The sequence below is a fragment of the Streptomyces sp. NPDC047081 genome (genome assembly GCF_040643775.1).
Lineage (GTDB): Bacteria > Actinomycetota > Actinomycetes > Streptomycetales > Streptomycetaceae > Streptomyces.
This window is the reverse complement of sequence record NZ_JBEYUY010000008.1, coordinates 56,144-75,084: the sequence shown is the minus strand read 5'-3', so window position 1 is coordinate 75,084 and position 18,941 is coordinate 56,144. Positions and strand designations below refer to the sequence as shown.

At 70.4% G+C, this 18,941-nt stretch carries 17 protein-coding genes; 8 read left to right on the top strand and 9 right to left on the bottom strand.

All coding sequences use genetic code 11. The annotated features are described in order from the left end of the window. Positions 1–258 precede the first annotated feature (258 nt). From ABZ848_RS17275 to ABZ848_RS17260, 4 genes are all read left to right on the top strand, one after another. The gene (locus tag ABZ848_RS17275; RefSeq protein WP_360832146.1) at positions 259–1,695 is read left to right on the top strand and encodes an alkaline phosphatase PhoX; all 1,437 of its coding nucleotides are present in this window, start codon (positions 259–261) and stop codon (positions 1,693–1,695) included. Between the two features lie 438 nt (positions 1,696–2,133). Beyond that, the gene (locus tag ABZ848_RS17270; RefSeq protein WP_360832143.1) at positions 2,134–2,469 is read left to right on the top strand and encodes an HNH endonuclease; all 336 of its coding nucleotides are present in this window, start codon (positions 2,134–2,136) and stop codon (positions 2,467–2,469) included. A gap of 88 nt (positions 2,470–2,557) precedes the next feature. Then, entirely contained in the window at positions 2,558–3,205 is a 648-nt protein-coding gene (locus tag ABZ848_RS17265; protein WP_360832140.1) for a GntR family transcriptional regulator, read from the top strand. Between the two features lie 17 nt (positions 3,206–3,222). Further along, positions 3,223–4,239: a 1-aminocyclopropane-1-carboxylate deaminase gene (locus tag ABZ848_RS17260; RefSeq protein ID WP_360832138.1), complete on the top strand. Its 1,017-nt coding sequence runs from the start codon at positions 3,223–3,225 to the stop codon at positions 4,237–4,239. A 34-nt stretch (positions 4,240–4,273) separates the two neighbouring features. On the opposite strand, the gene ABZ848_RS17255 is transcribed toward ABZ848_RS17260, so the two are convergent. Further along, positions 4,274–5,305 carry a LuxR family transcriptional regulator gene (locus ABZ848_RS17255; RefSeq protein WP_360832136.1) on the bottom strand — a complete coding sequence of 344 codons (1,032 nt, stop codon included), beginning with the start codon at positions 5,303–5,305 and terminating at the stop codon, positions 4,274–4,276. A 168-nt stretch (positions 5,306–5,473) separates the two neighbouring features. On the opposite strand from ABZ848_RS17255, the gene ABZ848_RS17250 reads away from it, so the two are divergent. Genes ABZ848_RS17250 through ABZ848_RS17240 form a run of 3 tightly spaced genes read left to right on the top strand, consistent with a single transcriptional unit; the run spans position 5,474 to position 9,031 of the window. Then, positions 5,474–6,511, top strand: a complete 1,038-nt coding sequence (locus ABZ848_RS17250; protein WP_360832134.1) for an FkbO/Hyg5 family chorismatase — start codon at positions 5,474–5,476, stop codon at positions 6,509–6,511. Further along, complete coding sequence (locus ABZ848_RS17245; RefSeq protein ID WP_360832131.1) at positions 6,508–8,058, top strand: AMP-binding protein; 1,551 nt, start codon at positions 6,508–6,510, stop codon at positions 8,056–8,058. Before ABZ848_RS17250 ends, ABZ848_RS17245 begins: the two co-directional genes overlap by 4 nt. Next, the gene (locus tag ABZ848_RS17240; RefSeq protein ID WP_360832128.1) at positions 8,045–9,031 is read left to right on the top strand and encodes a DMT family transporter; all 987 of its coding nucleotides are present in this window, start codon (positions 8,045–8,047) and stop codon (positions 9,029–9,031) included. The genes ABZ848_RS17245 and ABZ848_RS17240 overlap by 14 nt, the downstream gene beginning before the upstream one ends. Before the next feature lie 62 nt (positions 9,032–9,093). Here ABZ848_RS17240 and ABZ848_RS17235 read toward each other — a convergent pair whose 3' ends face one another. Continuing rightward, on the bottom strand, positions 9,094–10,524 hold the full coding sequence (locus ABZ848_RS17235) for an MFS transporter (RefSeq protein WP_360832125.1): 1,431 nt from the start codon (positions 10,522–10,524) through the stop codon (positions 9,094–9,096). A gap of 159 nt (positions 10,525–10,683) precedes the next feature. On the opposite strand from ABZ848_RS17235, the gene ABZ848_RS17230 reads away from it, so the two are divergent. Next, entirely contained in the window at positions 10,684–11,250 is a 567-nt protein-coding gene (locus ABZ848_RS17230; RefSeq protein ID WP_360832122.1) for a TetR/AcrR family transcriptional regulator, read from the top strand. 87 nt (positions 11,251–11,337) lie between these two features. Here ABZ848_RS17230 and ABZ848_RS17225 read toward each other — a convergent pair whose 3' ends face one another. From ABZ848_RS17225 to ABZ848_RS17195, 7 genes are all read right to left on the bottom strand, one after another. Further along, positions 11,338–12,561, bottom strand: coding sequence for a TerD family protein (locus tag ABZ848_RS17225; protein WP_360832861.1), 1,224 nt, complete (start codon positions 12,559–12,561; stop codon positions 11,338–11,340). A gap of 70 nt (positions 12,562–12,631) precedes the next feature. Continuing rightward, the gene (locus tag ABZ848_RS17220) at positions 12,632–13,621 is read right to left on the bottom strand and encodes a zinc-dependent alcohol dehydrogenase family protein (protein WP_360832119.1); all 990 of its coding nucleotides are present in this window, start codon (positions 13,619–13,621) and stop codon (positions 12,632–12,634) included. Next, a complete protein-coding gene (locus ABZ848_RS17215; RefSeq protein ID WP_242774504.1) occupies positions 13,618–14,445 on the bottom strand; it encodes a carbohydrate ABC transporter permease in 828 nt (275 codons plus the stop codon). Before ABZ848_RS17215 ends, ABZ848_RS17220 begins: the two co-directional genes overlap by 4 nt. Next, complete coding sequence (locus ABZ848_RS17210) at positions 14,442–15,380, bottom strand: sugar ABC transporter permease (protein WP_360832116.1); 939 nt, start codon at positions 15,378–15,380, stop codon at positions 14,442–14,444. The genes ABZ848_RS17215 and ABZ848_RS17210 overlap by 4 nt, the downstream gene beginning before the upstream one ends. Next, positions 15,377–16,750 (bottom strand): sugar ABC transporter substrate-binding protein, encoded by a 1,374-nt coding sequence (locus ABZ848_RS17205; RefSeq protein ID WP_360832114.1) that lies wholly within the window; start codon positions 16,748–16,750, stop codon positions 15,377–15,379. The genes ABZ848_RS17210 and ABZ848_RS17205 overlap by 4 nt, the downstream gene beginning before the upstream one ends. A gap of 76 nt (positions 16,751–16,826) precedes the next feature. Next, positions 16,827–17,594: a DeoR/GlpR family DNA-binding transcription regulator gene (locus ABZ848_RS17200; protein ID WP_360832111.1), complete on the bottom strand. Its 768-nt coding sequence runs from the start codon at positions 17,592–17,594 to the stop codon at positions 16,827–16,829. A 330-nt stretch (positions 17,595–17,924) separates the two neighbouring features. Next, positions 17,925–18,734, bottom strand: a complete 810-nt coding sequence (locus ABZ848_RS17195) for an NAD(P)-dependent oxidoreductase (protein WP_360832108.1) — start codon at positions 18,732–18,734, stop codon at positions 17,925–17,927. Between the last annotated feature and the right edge of the window lie 207 nt (positions 18,735–18,941).

The following is an 18,941-nucleotide window of genomic DNA, read 5'->3' as shown; positions in this document are numbered from 1 at the left end:
CGTACCACCACGACCCGCTCCCGTGCCTTGGCGGCTGCGGGCGGTGGGTGGTCCCGGTTCGATCCCCTCGTGCGCGCTGTGTCATTACCTGAAGCCTAGGGTCTTTTGGGTTCTGTGGTCGGGGGCGTACGGATTCATGGAAGTGCGTCGTGTGAAGTCGCCCGGTGTTCAACTGGCGTTCAGGCGTGGGCGGGACGGTGGCGCCGACCCGAGGTCCGCCACCCTCCACGGCACACCCACCGCGTCACAGGAGACACCATGTCGCTCACTCGCAGGGACTTCGCCAGGAAATCCGCGATCACCGGTGCCGGGGTCGCCCTGGCGGGCAGCGTCGGCGCCCTCGCCACCGCCCCCAACGCCCTTGCGTCCACGGAGACGGAAGGCGCGGAGAGCGCGGCGGACGGGCACGGCGTCGGGTACGGGCCGCTGATCTCCGACCCGAACGGCATCCTCGCCCTCCCGGCCGGTTTCAAGTACCGGATCATCACGTACAGCGGCAAGACCAAGCTGGAGTCGGGCGAGTTCACGCCCTCCAACCACGACGGCACGTCCACCTTCGACGGGCCGCGCGGTGCCACCCTCCTGGTCAACAACCACGAGCTCAAGGGTCCGCGGGCCAGTTGGACGTACCCGGTCCCGCTGACCGAGGGCCTGGTCTACGACCCCGCCGCGTCCGGCGGCTGCACGGTCGTCGAGGTGCGTCGCGACCATGTCGCCGAGTGGGTCGGCATCGCCGGTACCTCCACCAACTGCGCGGGCGGCAACACCCCTTGGGGCACCTGGCTCACCTGCGAGGAGACCGAGGACAAGGCCGGCCAGAACGGTATGACCAAGGATCACGGGTATGTTTTCGAGGTCGATCCTGAGGATCGCCGGGCCAACCGTGATCCGAAGCCCATCAAGGCGCTCGGGCGGTACGCCCATGAGGCCGTCGTCGTCGATCCCAAGCGTGGGCATCTGTATCTGACCGAGGACGCGGCTACCCCGAACGGGCTTCTGTACCGCTGGACCCCGCCGGAGGGCTTCTGCCACGGGCGCGGCAAGCTGCGTACCCTCGCCGACGACGCGGGCGTGCTGCAGGCCTTCAAGTGCTTCGACTCCGGCGGCCAGTTTGTCGACGACCTCTCCCGCGCCACGAAGATCGGCACGGTCTACGGCGTGGACTGGGTCGATGTTCCGGACCGGGACGCGAAGACCACGTCCGTGCGCAAGCAGTTCGCCGCCGGTCAGGTCACCCGTGCTCGCAAGCTGGAGGGCATGTGGTGGGGGGACGGTGGTGCATACATCGTGTCCTCGTACGCCCGTGACGAGAGCCCCGTCCAGCACGACGGTGCGGTGTGGTTCTACGACCCGAAGCGTCGGACTCTGACGTTGAAGGTGCTGATCGGTGTGAACCCGGATCCGTCGGTCGAGGGCAACTTCGACGGGCCCGACAACATCACCGTGTCGCCCTACGGGGGTCTCGTCATCGCTGAGGACGGTGAGGGGCTTCAGCATCTGTTCGGGGCCACCGACAGCGGTCGTACCTACCCGATCGCCCGCAACGAACTCAACAACGGCACCGAGGCGGAGCCCGAGTACAGCGAGTTCACCGGTGTCACCTTCTCGCCCGACGGCAGCACGCTGTTCGCCAACATCCAGGAGCCGGGCATCATGCTGGCGATCACTGGGCCGTGGAAGCGGCAGCGGCGATAACACACGTCACCCGAACGTGTGGGCTTGTCCGATTCCGGAGTCGACAGGTTGTGCTCAACATACCGTTCACGCATGTCCAAGTTGTGCGAGCAGTGCGGTATTCCGGTCAAGGCGCAGCGTAGGCGCTACTGCAGTAATCGGTGCAGTCTTCAAGGCACGGCGAGTCGCCGGGCTGAGGCACGGCGTAGGCCGAAGCCATGTCCTCAGTGCGGTGAGCAGATCCGGAACCGTGGTGCGATCCACTGCAGTCGAGTCTGCGCCAACGTGACCCGTCGGCAGGAAGCGGAGGCGCGGCGCGGACAGCCCGCGCCGTGCCTCCGGTGCGGTTCGAGTGAGCGGCGCCCGCGCTGCGAGGGACCGTACTGCTCATGGGAGTGCTTCAACGAGGACCGCTACGAGCGGACGGGCACATTCGCGCGATGGTTTGCCGCCTGGCGAGTGGGCGAGATCAGCGGGACCAGAGAGGACGGCAGTCCGGACTGGCGGGTGCGCCAAGCCCTGGTGTTACTCAGAGGACAGCGCTGCGAGAAATGCGGCTGGGCCGAGGTCAACCCGGTGTCCGGGCGCGTTCCGCTGCACGTCGACCACGTCGACGGTGACCGTACGAAGAATCGCCCCGAGGACGTACGTCTGCTGTGCCCGAACTGCCATGCTCTGACGCCCAATTACCAGCATCTCAACAACCCGCGCGTGCAGCCGGTGCGCCGGAAGCAGAGCCGCCGGTACCAGGAGGTTTGGCTCGGTCAACGGCCGGCCGCGGCCAGTGGTTGCTGAGGACCGCTTGAGTCGCCGGATCGTGGCTAGCACTTCTACGGAGGCCACGCCCTTGTTCGCGGGCGGGCTGACATCTAACATTTCAGTTATGGAGTCCATACGACCCGTCCGGCGCACCCTCCTGAGGGACCGCGCCTACGAAGCCATCCGGGACGCCATCGTCGCCGGGGAGATCGAGCCCGGTGCGGTGGTGCGGGACGCCGATCTCGCCGAGCGGCTCGGGCTGTCCCGGGCGCCCGTGCGGGAGGCCTTCTCCCGGCTGGTCGACGAGGGACTCCTGGAGAGCAAGCCGCAGAGCTACACACGGGTGACCCCGGTCGTCGCCGCCGATGTGCGGGACGCGGCCGCCGTCGTCGGGGCCATGCACGAGCTGTCCACCCGGGTCGCCGTGCCCCGCCTCCTCGCCCCGGACGTCCAGGCGATGCGCGCCGCCAACGAGCGGTTCGCCGCCGCCGTCGGCTCCGGTGATGTCGAGGGGGCCCTGCGCGCCGACGACGAGCTCCACGACGTGCTGGTCCGTGTCGCCGGCAACCGCGCTGCCGCCGCCACCATCGCCCGCTACACGCCCCTCGTCCGCCGACTGGAGCGGCACCGCTTCGGCGAGGGCGGCAACTGCCGTTCCGCCGGGCTGCACGAGCAGCTGATCGACGCCTGCTCGGCCGGCCGCGTGGACGAGGCGGTCCGCGTCACCGCGGAGATCTGGCGCACCCTCGCCGACCTCGCCGACGGCGACTGATCCCCCCGGGAGGACCCATGTCCCTTTCCTCGTACGACCGTTACCCCCTCCTCTTCGGCCCGTCCCCGGTGCACCCGCTGGAGCGCCTCACCGCGCACCTCGGCGGCGCCTCGCTGTGGGCCAAGCGCGAGGACTGCAACTCCGGGATCGCGTACGGCGGGAACAAGACCCGCAAGCTGGAGTACCTGGTCGCCGACGCCCTCGCCAAGGGCTGCGACACCCTCGTGTCCATCGGCGGCGTCCAGTCCAACCACACCCGCCAGGTCGCGGCCGTCGCCGCCCGCGCGGGGCTCAAGTGCGTGCTGGTGCAGGAGAGTTGGGTCGACTGGCCCGACTCCGTCTACGACAAGGTCGGCAACATCCTCCTCAGCCGCCTCGCCGGAGCCGACGTACGCCTGGTCAAGGCCGGGTTCGGGATCGGCTTCAAGGAGAGCTGGGAGCAGGCGCTCAGGGACGTCGAGGAGTCGGGCGGCAAGCCGTACGCCATCCCGGCCGGCGCCTCCGACCACCCGCTCGGCGGCCTCGGCTTCGCCGGCTGGGCATACGAAGTCGCCGAGCAGGAGCGGCAGTTGGGGGTCTTCTTCGACACGGTCGTGGTGTGCTCGGTCACCGGGTCGACCCAGGCGGGCATGGTCGCCGGCTTCCGCGCCCTGGAGGAGGCGGGCGGCCGTCAGCGCCGGGTGCTCGGCATCGACGCCTCGGCCAAGCCCGCCGCCACCCGTGAGCAGATCGCCCGGATCGCGCACAACACCGGGCAACTCATCGGCGTGCAGAAGGAGTTGACCGAGGCGGACGTCGAGCTGGACGAGCGGTACCACGCCGGGATCTACGGCATCCCCGACGAGACCACGCTCGCGGCGATGCGGCTGGCCGCCCGCACCGAGGGCATGGTCACCGACCCCGTGTACGAGGGGAAGTCGATGGCCGGAATGGTCGACCTCGTCGAGCGTGGCGAGATCGGCTCCGACTCCACCGTGCTCTACGCCCACCTGGGCGGCCAGCCCGCGCTCAACGCCTACAGCGCCCTGTTCTAGAGGGCAGTGCGAGCGCTGGCCTCGCGGTGGCCTGCTACGCGGCCGCCCGCCGCTCCCGGGTCCGCGCGCGCCGCCCCAGCACGTACCCGGCCTGGAGGCGGGTCCTCGCGCCCAGGGCGTCCATGAGATCCGCGATCCGGCGTTGGCAGGTGCGCAGGGAGATGTCCAGGCGGCGGGCGATCACCTTGTCCTCCAGGCCGTTGAGCAGCATGCGCTCGATCGACTCGTCGATCAAGGTGGAGGCCGAGCGTGCGCTGTCGTGGTCGTAACTGCCGTCGAAGGGGCGTGCCTCGCCCCACGCGCTGTCGAGCGTGCGCCACAGCGCGGCGACCACGGACGGTTCGCGCACGACGCTCAGGCCCGGTCCCTCGCCGATCGGGACCACGGCGACCTCCGCGTCGACGACCAGGAGCCAGGCCGGCGAGGAGGCGGCCGTACGCACCTCTCCTCCGTGCGTGTGCAGGGCCTCGGCCCGCTCGCGCAGCCGTACGTCGAACCGGGCGGCCTCCGGCAGCAGCACCCGGAGCAGGCCGGGGCGTGAGCCTGCGTACCGCGGCCAGGGGCCGGAGCCCGGGGCGGCGGGTTCCTCCCAGGGGTCCTCGGCAGGCAGGGACAGCAGGATCTCCTGCTCGGCGCCCGCGGTGACCCGGGAGAGGATTCCGCCGGCCGCCCGGGGGTCCTCGACCCGCTGGACGTGCGGCGGCCGGTCCTCGTCCACGATGTTGGCCCGGTAGAGCGGCAGCAGGCTGTGCATCTGCTGCCGCAGCCGCTCCAGTTCGTTCTGCCGCTGCTGCAGGGCCTCGTCGTGCACCGCCAGCAGTTGCAGGGACGCGGTCAGCGGATTGACGGCCACATAGGCGTAGGTGCAGCCGTGCACCAGGTGCAGCAGCCGCAGCCGGACCAGGTCCTCGATGGCCTCGGCAGCGTCCGCCTCGGAGATGCCTAGCTCCCGCGCGCAGCGCCGTGTGTCCACCCAGTCGCTGCGTAAGGCGAACGTGTACACATCGCTGGCCGCTGTGCCCGCCTGCGGGACGTCGGGCAGTACGGAGATGTCGTCGATGGTCATGGTTTGTCTCCCCCTCGCATTCCTGTCTGGCGCAAGTCGACGGCTGTCCGTCACCACGCCACCCGTCGATTCTTCAACGGGAGAGGGTCGTGTGCCGAAACCCGGCACGCCGTCTTCGTCGATCTGCAACAACCGCGCAACACAAGCCGGCCGAGGCATGGGAGACGCATGAGCCACCGTCAGTCCGTAAGACCCCTACCGGGCGTTTGGTCCGATCTGCGTCCGGTCGCGGCCCTGCCGACGACAACCGAAGTGCGGGGCGGTGACAGCGTGTTGGGGCGGATCACCTTCGCCGACGCGCCGGCCGCGCCCGGACTGGACGACGGCACCCCGCGTCTGACCACCCACATGGCGAACGGACTCGTCCCGCCCGTCCAGGAGATCTGGCGGACCGACCGGCCCGTGCGGGCAGGTGCCGACGGCGACGCCGTCTTCGCCGAGGACGGCGAGCACCTCTTCTACGCGGCGCGCCTCGGCCCGCTGCCGGTCTACCGGGACGCGGTGCGCGAACTCTACGAGAACGCCCTGCGTTTCACCTGGGAGCGCGGCTACACCGACCTGGCCCGCATGTGGAACCTCATCGGCGGCATCACCAGCCCGAACGCGGAGGGCCTGGAGATCTACCGCGACTTCTGCATAGGCCGGGCGGAGGCGTTCGCCGCCTTCGCCGAGCAGTTCCCGCAGCTGCCGGCCGCCACCGGCATCGGCACCCTCAGCCCCGGCGTCGACCTCTGCTTCCTCGCCGCGAAGCCCGGCCGCGCCGTACACCTGGAGAACCCCCGGCAGACGCCCGCGTACAAGTACCCCTCCGTGTACGGGCCGAAGTCGCCGAGCTTCGCCCGCGCGACCTTCCTGCGGGACCTCGAAGTCCCGGGCGCCGGGCGCCTGTTCGTGTCGGGCACGGCCAGCATCCTCGGCGACGACACGGTCCACGTCGACGACGTCGCGCGGCAGACCGAGGAGACCCTCCGCAACATCGAGGCCCTCGTCGGCAGCGAGAACCTCCGCCGGCACGGCGTCGACGGCGTCGGCTACGACGTCAAGGACCTCGACCAGGTCAAGGTCTACGTCCGCGACGCCGAGGACCTGCCCGTGGTACGGGGCATCTGCGAGTCGGCGTTCCCCCAGGACACCGACATCGCCTACTTCAACGTCGCCGTCTGCCGCCCCGACCTGCTGGTGGAGATCGAGGGAGTGTGCTCGTGACCGACATCCTCACGCACGCCCCGGCCGCCCCGGCCGGCACCGCTCCCGCCGACGCCAACCTGGCCGCACGGCTGGAGCAACTCGCCCGTGAGAAGGGCTGGTTGGAGCGCACCGCCTACCTCCAGGGCACCCACCGCTACTCCTACGGCGAGGTCTACGACCGTGTACGCCACACCGCCGGAGCCCTCCGGGCGCTGGGCGTCGCTCGTGGCGAGCGGGTGCTGCTGGCGCTTCCGGACAGCGTCACCTTCGTGGTGACCTTCCTGGCCGTCCTGCGGATCGGCGCGGTCGCCGTACCGGTCAACACCTTCTTCCACGCCGACGAACTGCGGACCAGCGAGGAGATCGCCAAGGCCTCGCTCGTCGTCTCCGACGCGGCCCTGCGGGAGGAGTTCCGCGGCCGGACCGTGACGCCGAGAGACCTCACGGCGGCGGTCGGCGACCCGGCCGACGCTCCCGAGCCGGTCGCGTCCGATGCCCCCGCCTTCGCGGTGTTCACCTCCGGCACGACCGGCGCGCCCCGCCTCTGCTTCCACGACCACGGCGACGCGCTCCACTTCGACCGGGCCATCGGCGAGGTCCTCTCGCTCCGCCAGGGCGAGGTGAGTTACTCCGTGTCGCGGATGTACTTCGCCTACGGACTGGGCAACTCGGTCCTGCTGCCGCTCCAGCGCGGCGCCTCGGCCGTACTGACCCCGGAGCGCGCCGACGAGTCGATCGCCCTGTCGGTCCTGCAACGCCACGGCGTGAGCGTCCTCTACGCCCAACCCAGCTTCTACGCCCGGCTGTTGGCCCACCCCGAGGCGGAGGTCCTGGGCCGGCTGCGCCTGGCTCTCGTCGCCGGGGAGACCCTGCCCCGGCCGCTGGAGGACCGGCTGCGCCGCATCCTCGGACCACGGCTGCTGAACATCTGCGGCACGAGCGAGATCGGCCACGCCGTCCTGGCCAACGGCCCCGACGAGATCCACCCCTACAGCCTGGGCCGCGTCCTGCCCCCGTACCGGGTGCGGGTGGTCGACGACGCCGACGAGCCCGTACCGGCCGGCGAGGTCGGAAGGCTGCAGATCTCCGGTCCGACCATCGGCCCGGGCGTGCGCCGCGGCAGTCTGCCGCCGCACCGGCTGGACGCCGGCGAGTGGTTCACGACCGGCGACTCCGCCCGCCTGGACGCGGACGGGCTGGTGTGGCTGCTCGGCCGGGTGGACGACATCGAGATCGTCGCCGGCGCCAACGTCCACCCCACCGAGGTGGAGGACCTGATCACCGGTATCGCCGGGATACGGGAGGCCGCCGTGGTCGCGGTGCGCCGGCCCGGCGGGGTGACGAGCCTGCGCGCGTACGTCGTCACCGAGCCGGGCACGGGCCGTCCCGCCGCCCTCGCCAAGACGGTCCGCTCGACCGCCGAGGCCGCCCTGACCTGGTACAAGGTCCCCGAAGACGTCGAGTTCGTCGACGCCCTGCCCCGCAACAGCACAGGGAAGATCCTCCGCCGGGTCCTGCGCGGATGGAACGCCGAGAGCAAAGAGGTACCCGATGGCACCCCCTGAGACGCCCCCCGCCGCCGCGAAGATCCCGCCCGCGGCGACGGCCGCCGCACTGCTCACCATGGTGCTGTGGGCCTCCGCGTTCGTCGCGATCCGGCATGTCGGCGAGAGCGTGCACCCAGGCTCGCTGGCGCTGGGCCGGCTGCTCGTCGGCTCCCTCGCGCTCCTCGCCGTCGTGGCCGTCCGGGGCGAGGGACTGCCGCCGCGCGCCGCGTGGCCCGGCATCGCGGGCATGGGCGTCTTCTGGTTCGGGCTCTACATGGTGGCCCTCAACTGGGGCGAGCAGCACACCGACGCGGGCACGGCGGCCCTCCTCGTCGGCACCGGCCCGCTGATGGTGGCCCTGCTCGCGGGGTTCCTGCTGCACGAGGGCTTCCCGCGCCCGCTGCTGATCGGCCTCGCGGTGGCCTTCGCCGGCGCGGCGCTGGCCGGGGCCTCAAGCGGCGGCGGGGACACGGCGGTCGCCGGTGTGCTGCTCTGCCTGGCCGCCTCGGCCGGGCACGCGGTGGGCGTCATCTTCCAGAAGCCGGCGCTCTCGCACGCCTCGCCCCTGCAGGTCACCGCGTACGCCTCGGCGATCGGCGCGGTCGCCTGTCTGCCCTTCGCCGGCCAGCTCGTCGACGACCTCGGCGACGCCTCGGCGGGCAGCTGGGCCGGCATCGTCTACCTGGGGCTCCTGCCGACCGCCCTCGCCTTCTGGACCTGGTCGTACGCCCTCTCGCAGATGCCGGCCGGGCGGCTGGGCGCGGTGACGTACATCGTCCCGGCCCTGACCGTGGTGCTGGCCTGGCCCACGCTGGGGGAGTTCCCCTCGGGGCTCGCCCTGGCCGGCGGTGTCCTGTGCCTGATCGGCGTGGGCATCGCCCGCCGCCCGGCACCGGCCCCCGATACGTCCGCCGCCGAGTCCGAACCCGTCGCGGAAGTACGGGTGGGCCAAGCGGCCGAAGCCTCCGGCCCAACCCCCGAACAGGCCTGAGAGCAGGACGAGTTGGCACACTGCCCGCCCCTTTCTCCACGAGGGGGCGGGCAGTGCCGTATCTACGCGGGCCTGCGCTGCCCGGTGATCACAAGAGCACACACCAGCAGAGCGGTTACGGCGATCAGCGCGCCGACGCCGAAGGCGCGCGCCGACCCTTCGGTGAGCACCTCGGCCGGGGTGCCGGACGCGTGCCGGGTCGCCGTGCCGAACACCGTGACCAGGACGGACAGTCCGAGCGTGCCGCCGAGCCACTGCAGGGTCTGGAGCAGGCCGGAGGCCGCGCCCGCCTCGTGCGGCTCGATGCGGGCCAGGATCGTCGCGTTGAGCGGCATGAAGCTCAGGCCGACGCCGACGCCCATCAGCAGCAGCGGACCGAGCAGACCGACCGCGTACCCGTCGCCGGGTTCCAGGCGCCACAGCCAGGTGGCGGCGGTGACGAGCAGGGCCATGCCGGTGAGCAGCACCGGCTTGGCGCCGAACCGGGGCAGCAGCCGCGGCACGAAGCGCACGGTCGTGAACATCGCCAGGGTCAAGGGGAGGAAGGCGAAGCCCGCGCGCAACGGGCTGTATTCCAGGACCTGTTGACTGATCAGGGTGAGGAAGTAGAAGGCGCCGAACATGCCCGCGGGCAGCAGCAGGACGCCCGCGTAGCCGCCCGCGCGGTTGCGGTCGGAGAAGAGGCGCAGCGGCATGATCGGCTGCGGTGCGCGGGACTCGACGAGGGTGAAGGCGACCAGCAGGGCGGCGGCCGTACTGAATCCGAGCATCGCCTGGCTGTCGCTCCAGCCGGCCTCCGAGACCCGGATGAAGGCGTACACCAGCGAGGTCATCCCCGCCGTGCCGGTGAGTGCTCCGGCCGCGTCGAACTTCCCCGCGTGGCGCGGGGTTTCGGTGACGAAGCGGGGCAGGGCGAGGGCGACGGCGGCGCCGATCGGGACGTTGATGAGCAGGGCCCAGCGCCAGGACGCCCAGGAGGTGAGCATGCCGCCGAGGACCAGGCCGACGGAGGCGCCTATGCCGGCCATGGAGGAGTAGATGCCGAGGGCGTGGTGGCGGCGCGGCCCGTCGGGGAAGTTGGTGGTGATCAGGGCCAGCGTGGAGGGTGCGGTGAGGGCGGCGCCGACGCCCTGCAGCGCGCGGGCCGCGAGCAGCCAGGCGCTGTCGGTGGCGAGCCCGCCGAGCAGGGAGGACGCGGCGAAGAGCAGGACGCCGGTGGTGAGCGTACGGCGCCGGCCGAGGATGTCGCCGACGCGGCCGCCGAGCAGCAGCAGTCCGCCGAAGGCGAGCGTGTAGGTGTTGAGGACCCAGGACAGGCCGGTGCGGCTGAAGCCGAGGTCGTGCTGGATGTCGGGCAGCGCGACATTGACGACGGTGGAGTCGACGCCGACCATCAGGTAGGCGGTGACGATGACGAGGAGGACCGTGCCCAGCCGGGCCGGATGGTCCGGTGGGGCGGAGCGGGTGCCGGTGGTCGTGGACGGGGTGGACATGAGTTCTCCCGTTTCGAGGTCCCCGGTGAGGTGGGTGCGGGCAGCACGAAGCAACGGATGTGGGCAGGTCAGGACGGCCCGCGAAGAAAAGCGGGGACTGTCTCCGTTTAACTCTCGCTAAGATACGGAGAGAGTCCCCGGTTCGCAAGGAGTATCTGAATGGCGCAGGTCAAGCCCATGCGAGCGGACGCTCGGCGCAACTACGAACGGCTGCTGAAGGCCGCGGCGGAGGCCTTCGCCGAGCACGGGGAGAACGCGTCCCTCGACGACATCGCCAAGCGGGCGGGCGTCGGGTCGGGCACGCTGTACCGCCATTTCCCCACGCGGCAGGCGCTGTTGGAGGCCACGTACGTCGATCGCATCGAGGCGCTGGGGGAGCGGGCCGACGAGATCGCGAAGGAACTGCCGCCGGGGGAGGCCCTGGTGGAGTGGCTCTACGAGGTCTGCGTGGGGACGACCGAGGTGCGGGGGCTGAAGTCCCTGCTGGGGTCGGCGGTCACGGACGGGAGCCGGGTCGAACTGACCGCCTGCGCCACGCATATGAAGGCGGCGGCGGAGCGGCTGGTGGAGGCGGCGCAGAAGGAGGGGACACTGCGGGGGGACGTCGAGCCGATCGACGTCCTGCGGCTGGCCCACGGAGTCGCCACGGCCTCGGAGCTGGCGAAGGGCGGGGGGTCGCACGTCCGCCGGTACCTGTCGCTGCTGACGGAGGGACTGCGGCCGTAGGGGCGGGGTGGGCGCGCTCACCTGCGCTGGCAGGGTGCCGCTGCGCCCACCCGTGCCGCCCCAGCGGCACGACTGCCCGCAGCTGGGTCAGAGTGCTTGGGCCGCCGGCTTCACCATCCCCCTGACCGTGCGGGACTTCACGAAGTCGCCCATCGCCGTCATGTCCCACTCGCCGGAGAACTGGCGGATCAGCTTCGCCATCATCACGCCCGTCTGCGCCTCCGCGTTCGTGAGGTCGAAGCGGACCAGTTCCTCGCCCGTCGCCGCGTCCAGGAGGCGGCAGTAGGCCTTGGCGACCTCCGTGAACTTCTGGCCGGAGAAGGAGTTGACCGTGAAGACCAGACCGGTGACCTCCTGGGGGAGCCGGCCGAGGTCGACCACGATGACCTCGTCGTCGCCCCCGCCCTCGCCCGTGAGGTTGTCGCCGGAGTGCTTGACCGCGCCGTTCAGGATCGACAGCTTGCCGAAGTAGCAGCTGTCGATGTGGTTGCGCTGCGGGCCGTACGCGATGACCGACGCGTCCAGGTCGATGTCCTTGCCGCGGTAGGCCGGCTCCCAGCCGAGGCCCATCTTGACCTGGGAGAGCAGCGGGCGGCCGCCCTTGACCAGGGAGACCGTCTGGTTCTTCTGGAGGCTGACCCGGCCCTTGTCGAGATTGATCTTCCCGGCACCCGGCGCCGGCGGACCCCCTGCGGGCGCGGGGTTGGCCGGGGGAGGCGGCGGCATGGTCAGCGGCGGGGCCGGCGGCGCCACCGGCGTCTGGACGGTGGGCGCGGGCGGGGCGACGGGAGCCGGCGGGGCCACGGGCGCGGACGCCGGCTCCTCCACCGTGACGCCGAAGTCCGTGGCGATGCCCGCCAGCCCGTTGGCGTATCCCTGGCCGACCGCCCGGGCCTTCCACTGGCCGTTGCGGAGATAGATCTCCACGACCACCAGCGCCGTCTCGGTGCCCAGCTGCGGAGGGGTGAAGGTGGCCAGCACCGAGCCGTCGTCCGTGCCCCGGACGGTGGCCGTCGGCTCGATGCCCTGGAAGGTCTGCCCGGCGGCGTCCGGGCTCGCGGTGACCACGATCTTCTCGATGCCCGGCGGCAGCGCGGACGTGTCGACGAGGATCGCGTCCGGTGACGTACCGCCGCCGGAGCGGTACGTCACACCCGGGCCGCTGGGCTGGTTGTAGAAGATGAAGTCGTCGTCCGAGCGCACCTTGCCGTCGCCCGTGAGCAGCAGGCCCGACACGTCGAGCCGCACCGGGGCGGCGACGTCCACCGTCACGCGGGCGGTGGGGAGAGGGATGTTCGAGCCTGGGGTCATAGCTGTCATGCCCGGTGAACGAACGACCTCGCTTTACCGTTCCCTTAAACTTCGACGGCTCACAGGATGTCTACGGCACCACGACGATCTTCCTCCCGACCCCCGCCGCGAACTGGTCCAGCGCCTCCGGGTACCGCTCCAGCGGTATCCGGTCGCTGATGAAGACCTCCGGGTCGAGCACTCCGTTCGCGAACAGTTCGGCCGCCCGCTCGAAGCTGTGCAGGACCGCCATGGAGCCGGTGATGGTGATCTCCTGGTTGTAGATGCGGTACGGGTCGATCGTCACGCGGGTCGCGTAGTCGGCCACGCCGAACTGCAGGAACGTGCCCGCCTTCGCCACCCGGCCCAGGCCGTCCTGGATCGCCGCCGCGTTGCCCGTGGCGTCGACGACCAGGTCCCAGCCCTGCGGCCGGTCCAGCTCGTCCGCGTTCGCCGCCGACGCCGAGACACCCAGCCGTACCGCCGTCTCCAGGCGGGCCGGGTTCAGGTCCACCACGTCCACGCTCGCCGCGCCCGTGCGCTTGGCGAGTTCCAGCATCATCAGGCCCATCGTCCCGGAGCCGTAGATCAGGACGTGCGCGCCCAGACGGGACTGGAGGACGTCGTAGCCGCGGACCGCGCAGGACAGGGGCTCCACCAGGGCCGCGTCCTGGGGGCGTACGTGTTCGGGCAGCTTCACGCAGTTCGCCACGGGGGCGACCGCGTACTGGGCCGCGCCGCCGGCGGTGGTGACGCCGATCGCGGCCCAGCGTTCGCAGAGGTTGTTGTGGCCCGTACGGCAGTACCGGCACTCGTAGCAGTACAGGGACGGGTCGACGGCCACCTGGTCGCCGACCGCGACCTCCGTGACCTGAGTGCCGACGCCGACCACCTCGCCGGCGAACTCGTGGCCCGGCACGATCGGCAGCTTGGGCGCGAACTCGCCCTGGAGGATGTGCAGGTCGGTGCCGCACAGGCCGCACGCGGCGACCTGGACGACGACCTCGCGCGGGCCGGGTGTCGGGTCGGGGACCTCGGTGACGACGGCGCGGCCCACGGACTCGATGACGGCGGCCTTCATTTGACGGCTCCCAGTGACAGGCCCTGGACCAGCTTGTCCTGGGCGGCGAACCCCGCGGCGAGCACCGGCAGGGAGATGACGAGCGACGCGGCGCACACCTTCGCCAGGAACAGGCCCTGGCTGGTGATGAAGCCGGTGAGGAAGACGGGGGCGGTCTCCGCGACCACGCCCGTGAGGACCCGGGCGAACAGCAGCTCGTTCCAGCTGAAGATGAAGCAGATCAGGGCGGTGGCGGCGATGCCGGGCAGGGCGATCGGGGCGACCACGCGCGCGAGGATGGTCGGCAGCCGGGCCCCGTCCACGCGGGCCGCCTCGATGATGGCCACCGGGACCTCGGAGAGGAAGGACTGCATCATCCACACCGCGATCGGCAGGTTCATGGACGTGTAGAGGATGACCAGGAACCAGATGTTGTCGAGCATGTCCGTGTTCTTGGCGAACAGGTAGATGGGCAGCAGGCCCGCCACCACCGGCAGCATCTTCGTGGACAGGAAGAAGAACAGGACGTCCGTCCACTTGCGCACGCGGCGGATGGAGAGCGCGTATGCCGCGGGCAGCGCGAGGAGCAGTACGAAGGCCGTCGACGCCACCGATGCCACGGTGGAGTTGATCAGGGCGGGCCAGGGGCTCGCGCCGCCGCCCGTGCCGAAGAACTCGCGGTAGCCGTCCAGGGTGAGGGCGGCCCCGAAGGACGGCGGGTTGGTGGCCGCGTCCGCCTCCGAGTGGAAGGACGTCAGCGCCATCCAGGCGATGGGCAGGAAGAAGACGATACCGACCAGCCAGGCCACCAGGCCGAGACCGTTTCGGCGCAGTACGGCGTTCATGCGCGGGACACCTCCTCGCGGAACAGGGACGACACCACGCGCAGGGCGAAGGTCGCGATGATGATCGAGCCGATGACCACCAGGACGCCCGCGGCCGAGGCGAGGCCGTTCTCGTGAGCCTGGTAGAAGCTCTGGTAGACGGTGTAGGGGAGGTTGGCGGTGCCCAGGCCGCCGGAGGTGATCGTGAAGACCGCGTCGAAGTTCTGCACGATGTAGATCGAGCCGAGCAGGGCGCCGAGTTCGAGGTAGCGGCGCAGGTGCGGGAGCGTCAAGTGGCGGAAGATCTGCCAGTCGTTCGCGCCGTCGACGCGCGCGGCCTCCAGCTGTTCGTTGTCGCGGCTCTGCAGGCCGGCCAGCAGGATCAGCATCATGAACGGCGTCCACTGCCAGATCAGGGAGGCCTCGACCGCGATCAGCGGGTTGTTGGAGATCCAGTCGGGCTGCGGGCCGCCGACGTAGTGCAACAGGCCGTTCAGCAGACCGTATTCGGGGTTGAACAGCACATGCTTCCACAGCAGGGCCGCGGCCACGGGGACCACCAGGAAGGGCGCGATCAGCAGCGTCCGTACTATTCCTCGGCCCCGGAACCTGCGGTCGAGGAGGAGTGCGAGCGCCAGGCCCAGGACCAGGCTGACCAGGACCACGGTCACCGTCAGCAGGACCGTCGTCCACACCGAGTGGCGCAGGTCCGCGTCGGTGAGGACCTCCTTGTAGTTGTCGAGGCCGGTGAAGTGCCGGGCCTTCGGGTAGAGGGCGTTCCAGTCGAAGAACGAGATGATCAGCGTGGCCACGAAGGGCAGCTGGGTCACCACGATCATGAAGACCAGGGCGGGCAGCAGGGGGGCGCGGGTGGCCCAGGCGCGCATCCGGGTGGACGGCCGGCGCCTCGTGCGTACGGGAGTTGCGGCTATCGGAGCCGTTGTCGTGGCGCTCATCGCCCCTCGTACTCCTTCGAGATCTTCTCGGCGAGCTGCTGGGACTTCTTCAGGGCCGATTCGACGGACTGGCGTCCGGCGATGGCCGCGCTGATCTCCTGGGAGACCTTGGTGCCGAGATCGGTGAACTCGGGGATGCCGACGAACTGGATGCCGGGTGCGGGGCGCGGCTGCACCCCCGGATCGTTGGGCTTGGCGCTCTCGATGGCCTCCTTGGTCATCTCCTGGAAGGCGGCGGCCGACTTGACGTAATCGGCGTTGGTGTAGGTCGAAGCGCGCTTGCCGGCGGGCACGTTGGGCCAGCCGCTGGTCTCGCCGACGAGCTGTTCGTACTGCTTGCTGGAGGCCCAGGAGACGAACTTCCAGGCCTTGTCGGGGTTGCGGGAGGCCTTCTGGATGCCCCAGGCCCAGGTGTAGAGCCAGCCGGAGTTGTCGGTCTTCTCGACCGGGGCGGGCGCGTAGCCGAGCTTGCCCTTGACCGGGGAGCCGCTCGCCTCCAGGGAACCGGCGGCGCTCGTGGCGTCGTACCACATGGCGACCTTGCTCTGGGTCATGTTGTTCAGGCACTCGGCGAAGCCGGACTGGGCGGCGCCGGACTCGCCGTGCTTGCGCACCAGGTCGACATAGAACTTCGTCGCCTTCTCGAAGGCGGGGGAGTCCAGCTGGGCCTTCCAGTCCTTGGTGAACCAGGTGCCGCCGAAGGTGTTCACGACCGTGGTGAGCGGTGCCATCAGCTCGCCCCAGCCGGGCAGGCCGCGCAGACAGATGCCGCGCATCCCGGACTCGGCCCCGTCGACCTCGGCGGCGAGCTTGGCGACCTGGTCCCAGGTGGGGTGGGCCGGCATGGTCAGGCCCTTCTTCTCGAACACGTCCTTGCGGTACATCAGGAAGGACGACTCGCCGTAGAAGGGCTGGCCGTAGAGCTTGCCGTCGTCGGCGGTCAGCGACTGGCGCATCGGCTTGAGGACGTCCTGCTCGTCGTAGGACGGGTCCTTGGCCACGTAGGAGTTCATCTCGTGCAGCCAGCCGTTCTTGGCGTAGATCGGGATCTCGTAGTTGGAGAGCGTCGCCACGTCGTACTGGCCGGCCTGGTTGGCGAAGTCCTGGCTGATCTTGTCGCGGACGTCGTTCTCCGGCAGCACGGTGAAGTTCACCTTGATGCCGGTCTCCTTGGTGAAGTGCGCCTTGGTGAGCTTCTGCAGCTCCACCATCTGCGGGTTGTTGACCATCAGGACGTTGACGGAGTCACCGCCGGAACCGGACCCGCCCGCTCCGACCCAACAGCCGGAGAGCAGCGGGGCGAGCAGCGTCCCTGCGGCGGCCAGGGCGAGCGTCGCTCGCGGTGGCCGTCGTCGGCTCTGGGTGCGCATGGATCGCTCCTGAACATATGGGGAGATAAAGGGCGGCTCTTGGGCAGGGGGGTGCCCTGGAAGGTGGGTTTGTTTTTCAAACGCGGATGACCTGGGGGCCCAGCAGTGAATAGCGGTGCGCCTCGGCCGAGGGCAGCAGCGTGCTCGTGACGATCGTCTCCAGCGAGCCGATCTCCGCGAACCGGCAGAAGCTGACCGCCCCGAACTTGGTGTGCACGCCCGCGAACACCGTGCGCCGGGCGGCCCGGATCGCCTGCGCCTTGACCTCGCTGACGGCCGGGTCGGGGGTGGTCAGGCCGTGCTCGCGGGAGATGCCGTTGGCGCCGATGTAGGCGAGGTCGATGACGAAGCCGGCCAGCATCTTCGTCGTCCAGTGGTCGACGGTGGCGAGGGTGCCGGGGCGGACCCGGCCGCCGAGCAGCAGTACGGAGATGTTGCCGGCCTCGGCGAGGCTGCCCGCGACCGGCAGCGACGCGGTGACCACGGTCAGCGGCCGGTCCGCGGGCAGGGCCTCGGCGATGAGCTGCGGGGTGAAGCCCTCGTCGACGAAGACGGTCTCGGCGTCCCCGAGCAGCTCGGCCGCGGCGGTGGCGATCCGGCGCTTCTCGGGTACGTGGCTGGTGGCGCGGAAGGCGAGGGTCGTCTCGAAACCGGCGCTCTCCACGGGGTAGGCGCCGCCGTGGGTACGGCGGACCAGGCCGTGGTCCTCCAGGGCGCGGAGGTCTCTGCGTACGGTTTCCCTTGCCACGCCGAGTTGGGTGGCGAGGGTGTTGACGTCCACGGCGCCTGTTGTGCGGGCGACTCGCACGATTTCCCGCTGGCGTTCTTCCGCGGTACTGGTCATTCGGTCACCCGCTTTCCTGGCGTGCTGCCCGTTCGGGCCGTATGCAGGAAGTTGTACAGCGGGTGCGAGGTGGTGACCAGGTCTGTTGCGGGGGTGATCCTGTCCGTCTCTGCCCGTTCGGGCGGGCCGGGCCTACGGGCTGGGGTGGTGTGGTTGTGTGGCGGCTGCGGGTTTGTTGTGGCTGGTCGCGCCCCGCGGCGGAGCCGCAAATGTCACAGCCCCGCGCCCCTGGGAGTGGCGCTGGCGCGCCACATCAGACACTGCGCCCGTGCCCGAACAGGACCGTGGGCGGGTCCGTTCGGTGCCCGTCCGTCGTGTGATGCGGCCGGATCAGTACGGCCAGATGGGCGGGTCGCTGACGAAGTGGCCGCCCAGGTAGGCGTGGGCGATGTTGCCCGGGTCCAGGTCGCCCTGGTCGGCGATCAGCTTTTCCGCGTACGGCTCCGAGTCGTCCTGGGGGTCGTAGCCGAGGGCGCGGGCCGTGGTGAGGTCCCACCACAGGCGGGTGTTCCGCGAGGAGCCGTAGACGACCGTGTGCTCGACGTTCTCCGCGGTCAGGGCCGCGTGGAAGAGGCGGGCGCCGTCGGCCGGGCTCATCCACACCGAGAGCATCCGGACGCTGGTCGGCTCGGGGAAGCAGGAGCCGATGCGGACGGAGACCGTCTCCAGGCCGTGCTTGTCCCAGTAGAGCTGGGCGAGGTCCTCGCCGAAGGACTTGGACAGGCCGTAGAAGGTGTCCGGGCGGCGCGGGGTGTCGATCGGGATGAGGGGATCCTGGCCCTGGGGGCGCGGGGTGAAGCCGACCGCGTGGTTGGAGGAGGCGAAGACGATCCGGGCGACGCCCTCCTCGCGGGCGGCCTCGTACAGGTTGTACGTGCCCTCGATGTTCGCCCTGAGGATCTTCTCGAAGGGGGCTTCCAGGGAGATGCCCGCGAGGTGGATGATCGCGTCGACGCCCCGTACGGCCTCGCGCACGGCCTTCTTGTCGGCGAGGTCCGCGGCGATCGCGTCCGGCGCGCCCTCGACCGGACGCAGGTCGAGCAGGCGCAGCTCGTAGCCGTACTCGGGGAGCAGGTCCCGCATCAGGGTGCCGAGTCCGCCGGCGGCGCCGGTGAGCAGAACGGTGCGGGGGGCCGGCATCTCGCGTCTCCTTCGGTCAGCGGCTGCATGCGTGCACGCTATTCACATCCGTGGACACGCTAGGGAGCTTGAACACGGCTCGTCAAGTATCCCGTGAACGGCGGAAATCTGCTGGTGCGATGGGCATTTGCGCGCTTGACCGGCCCCAAGGCGGCTCCTTAGGGTGGCGATGTTCAGAAATATAGACACCGATCAGAAGAACGTACG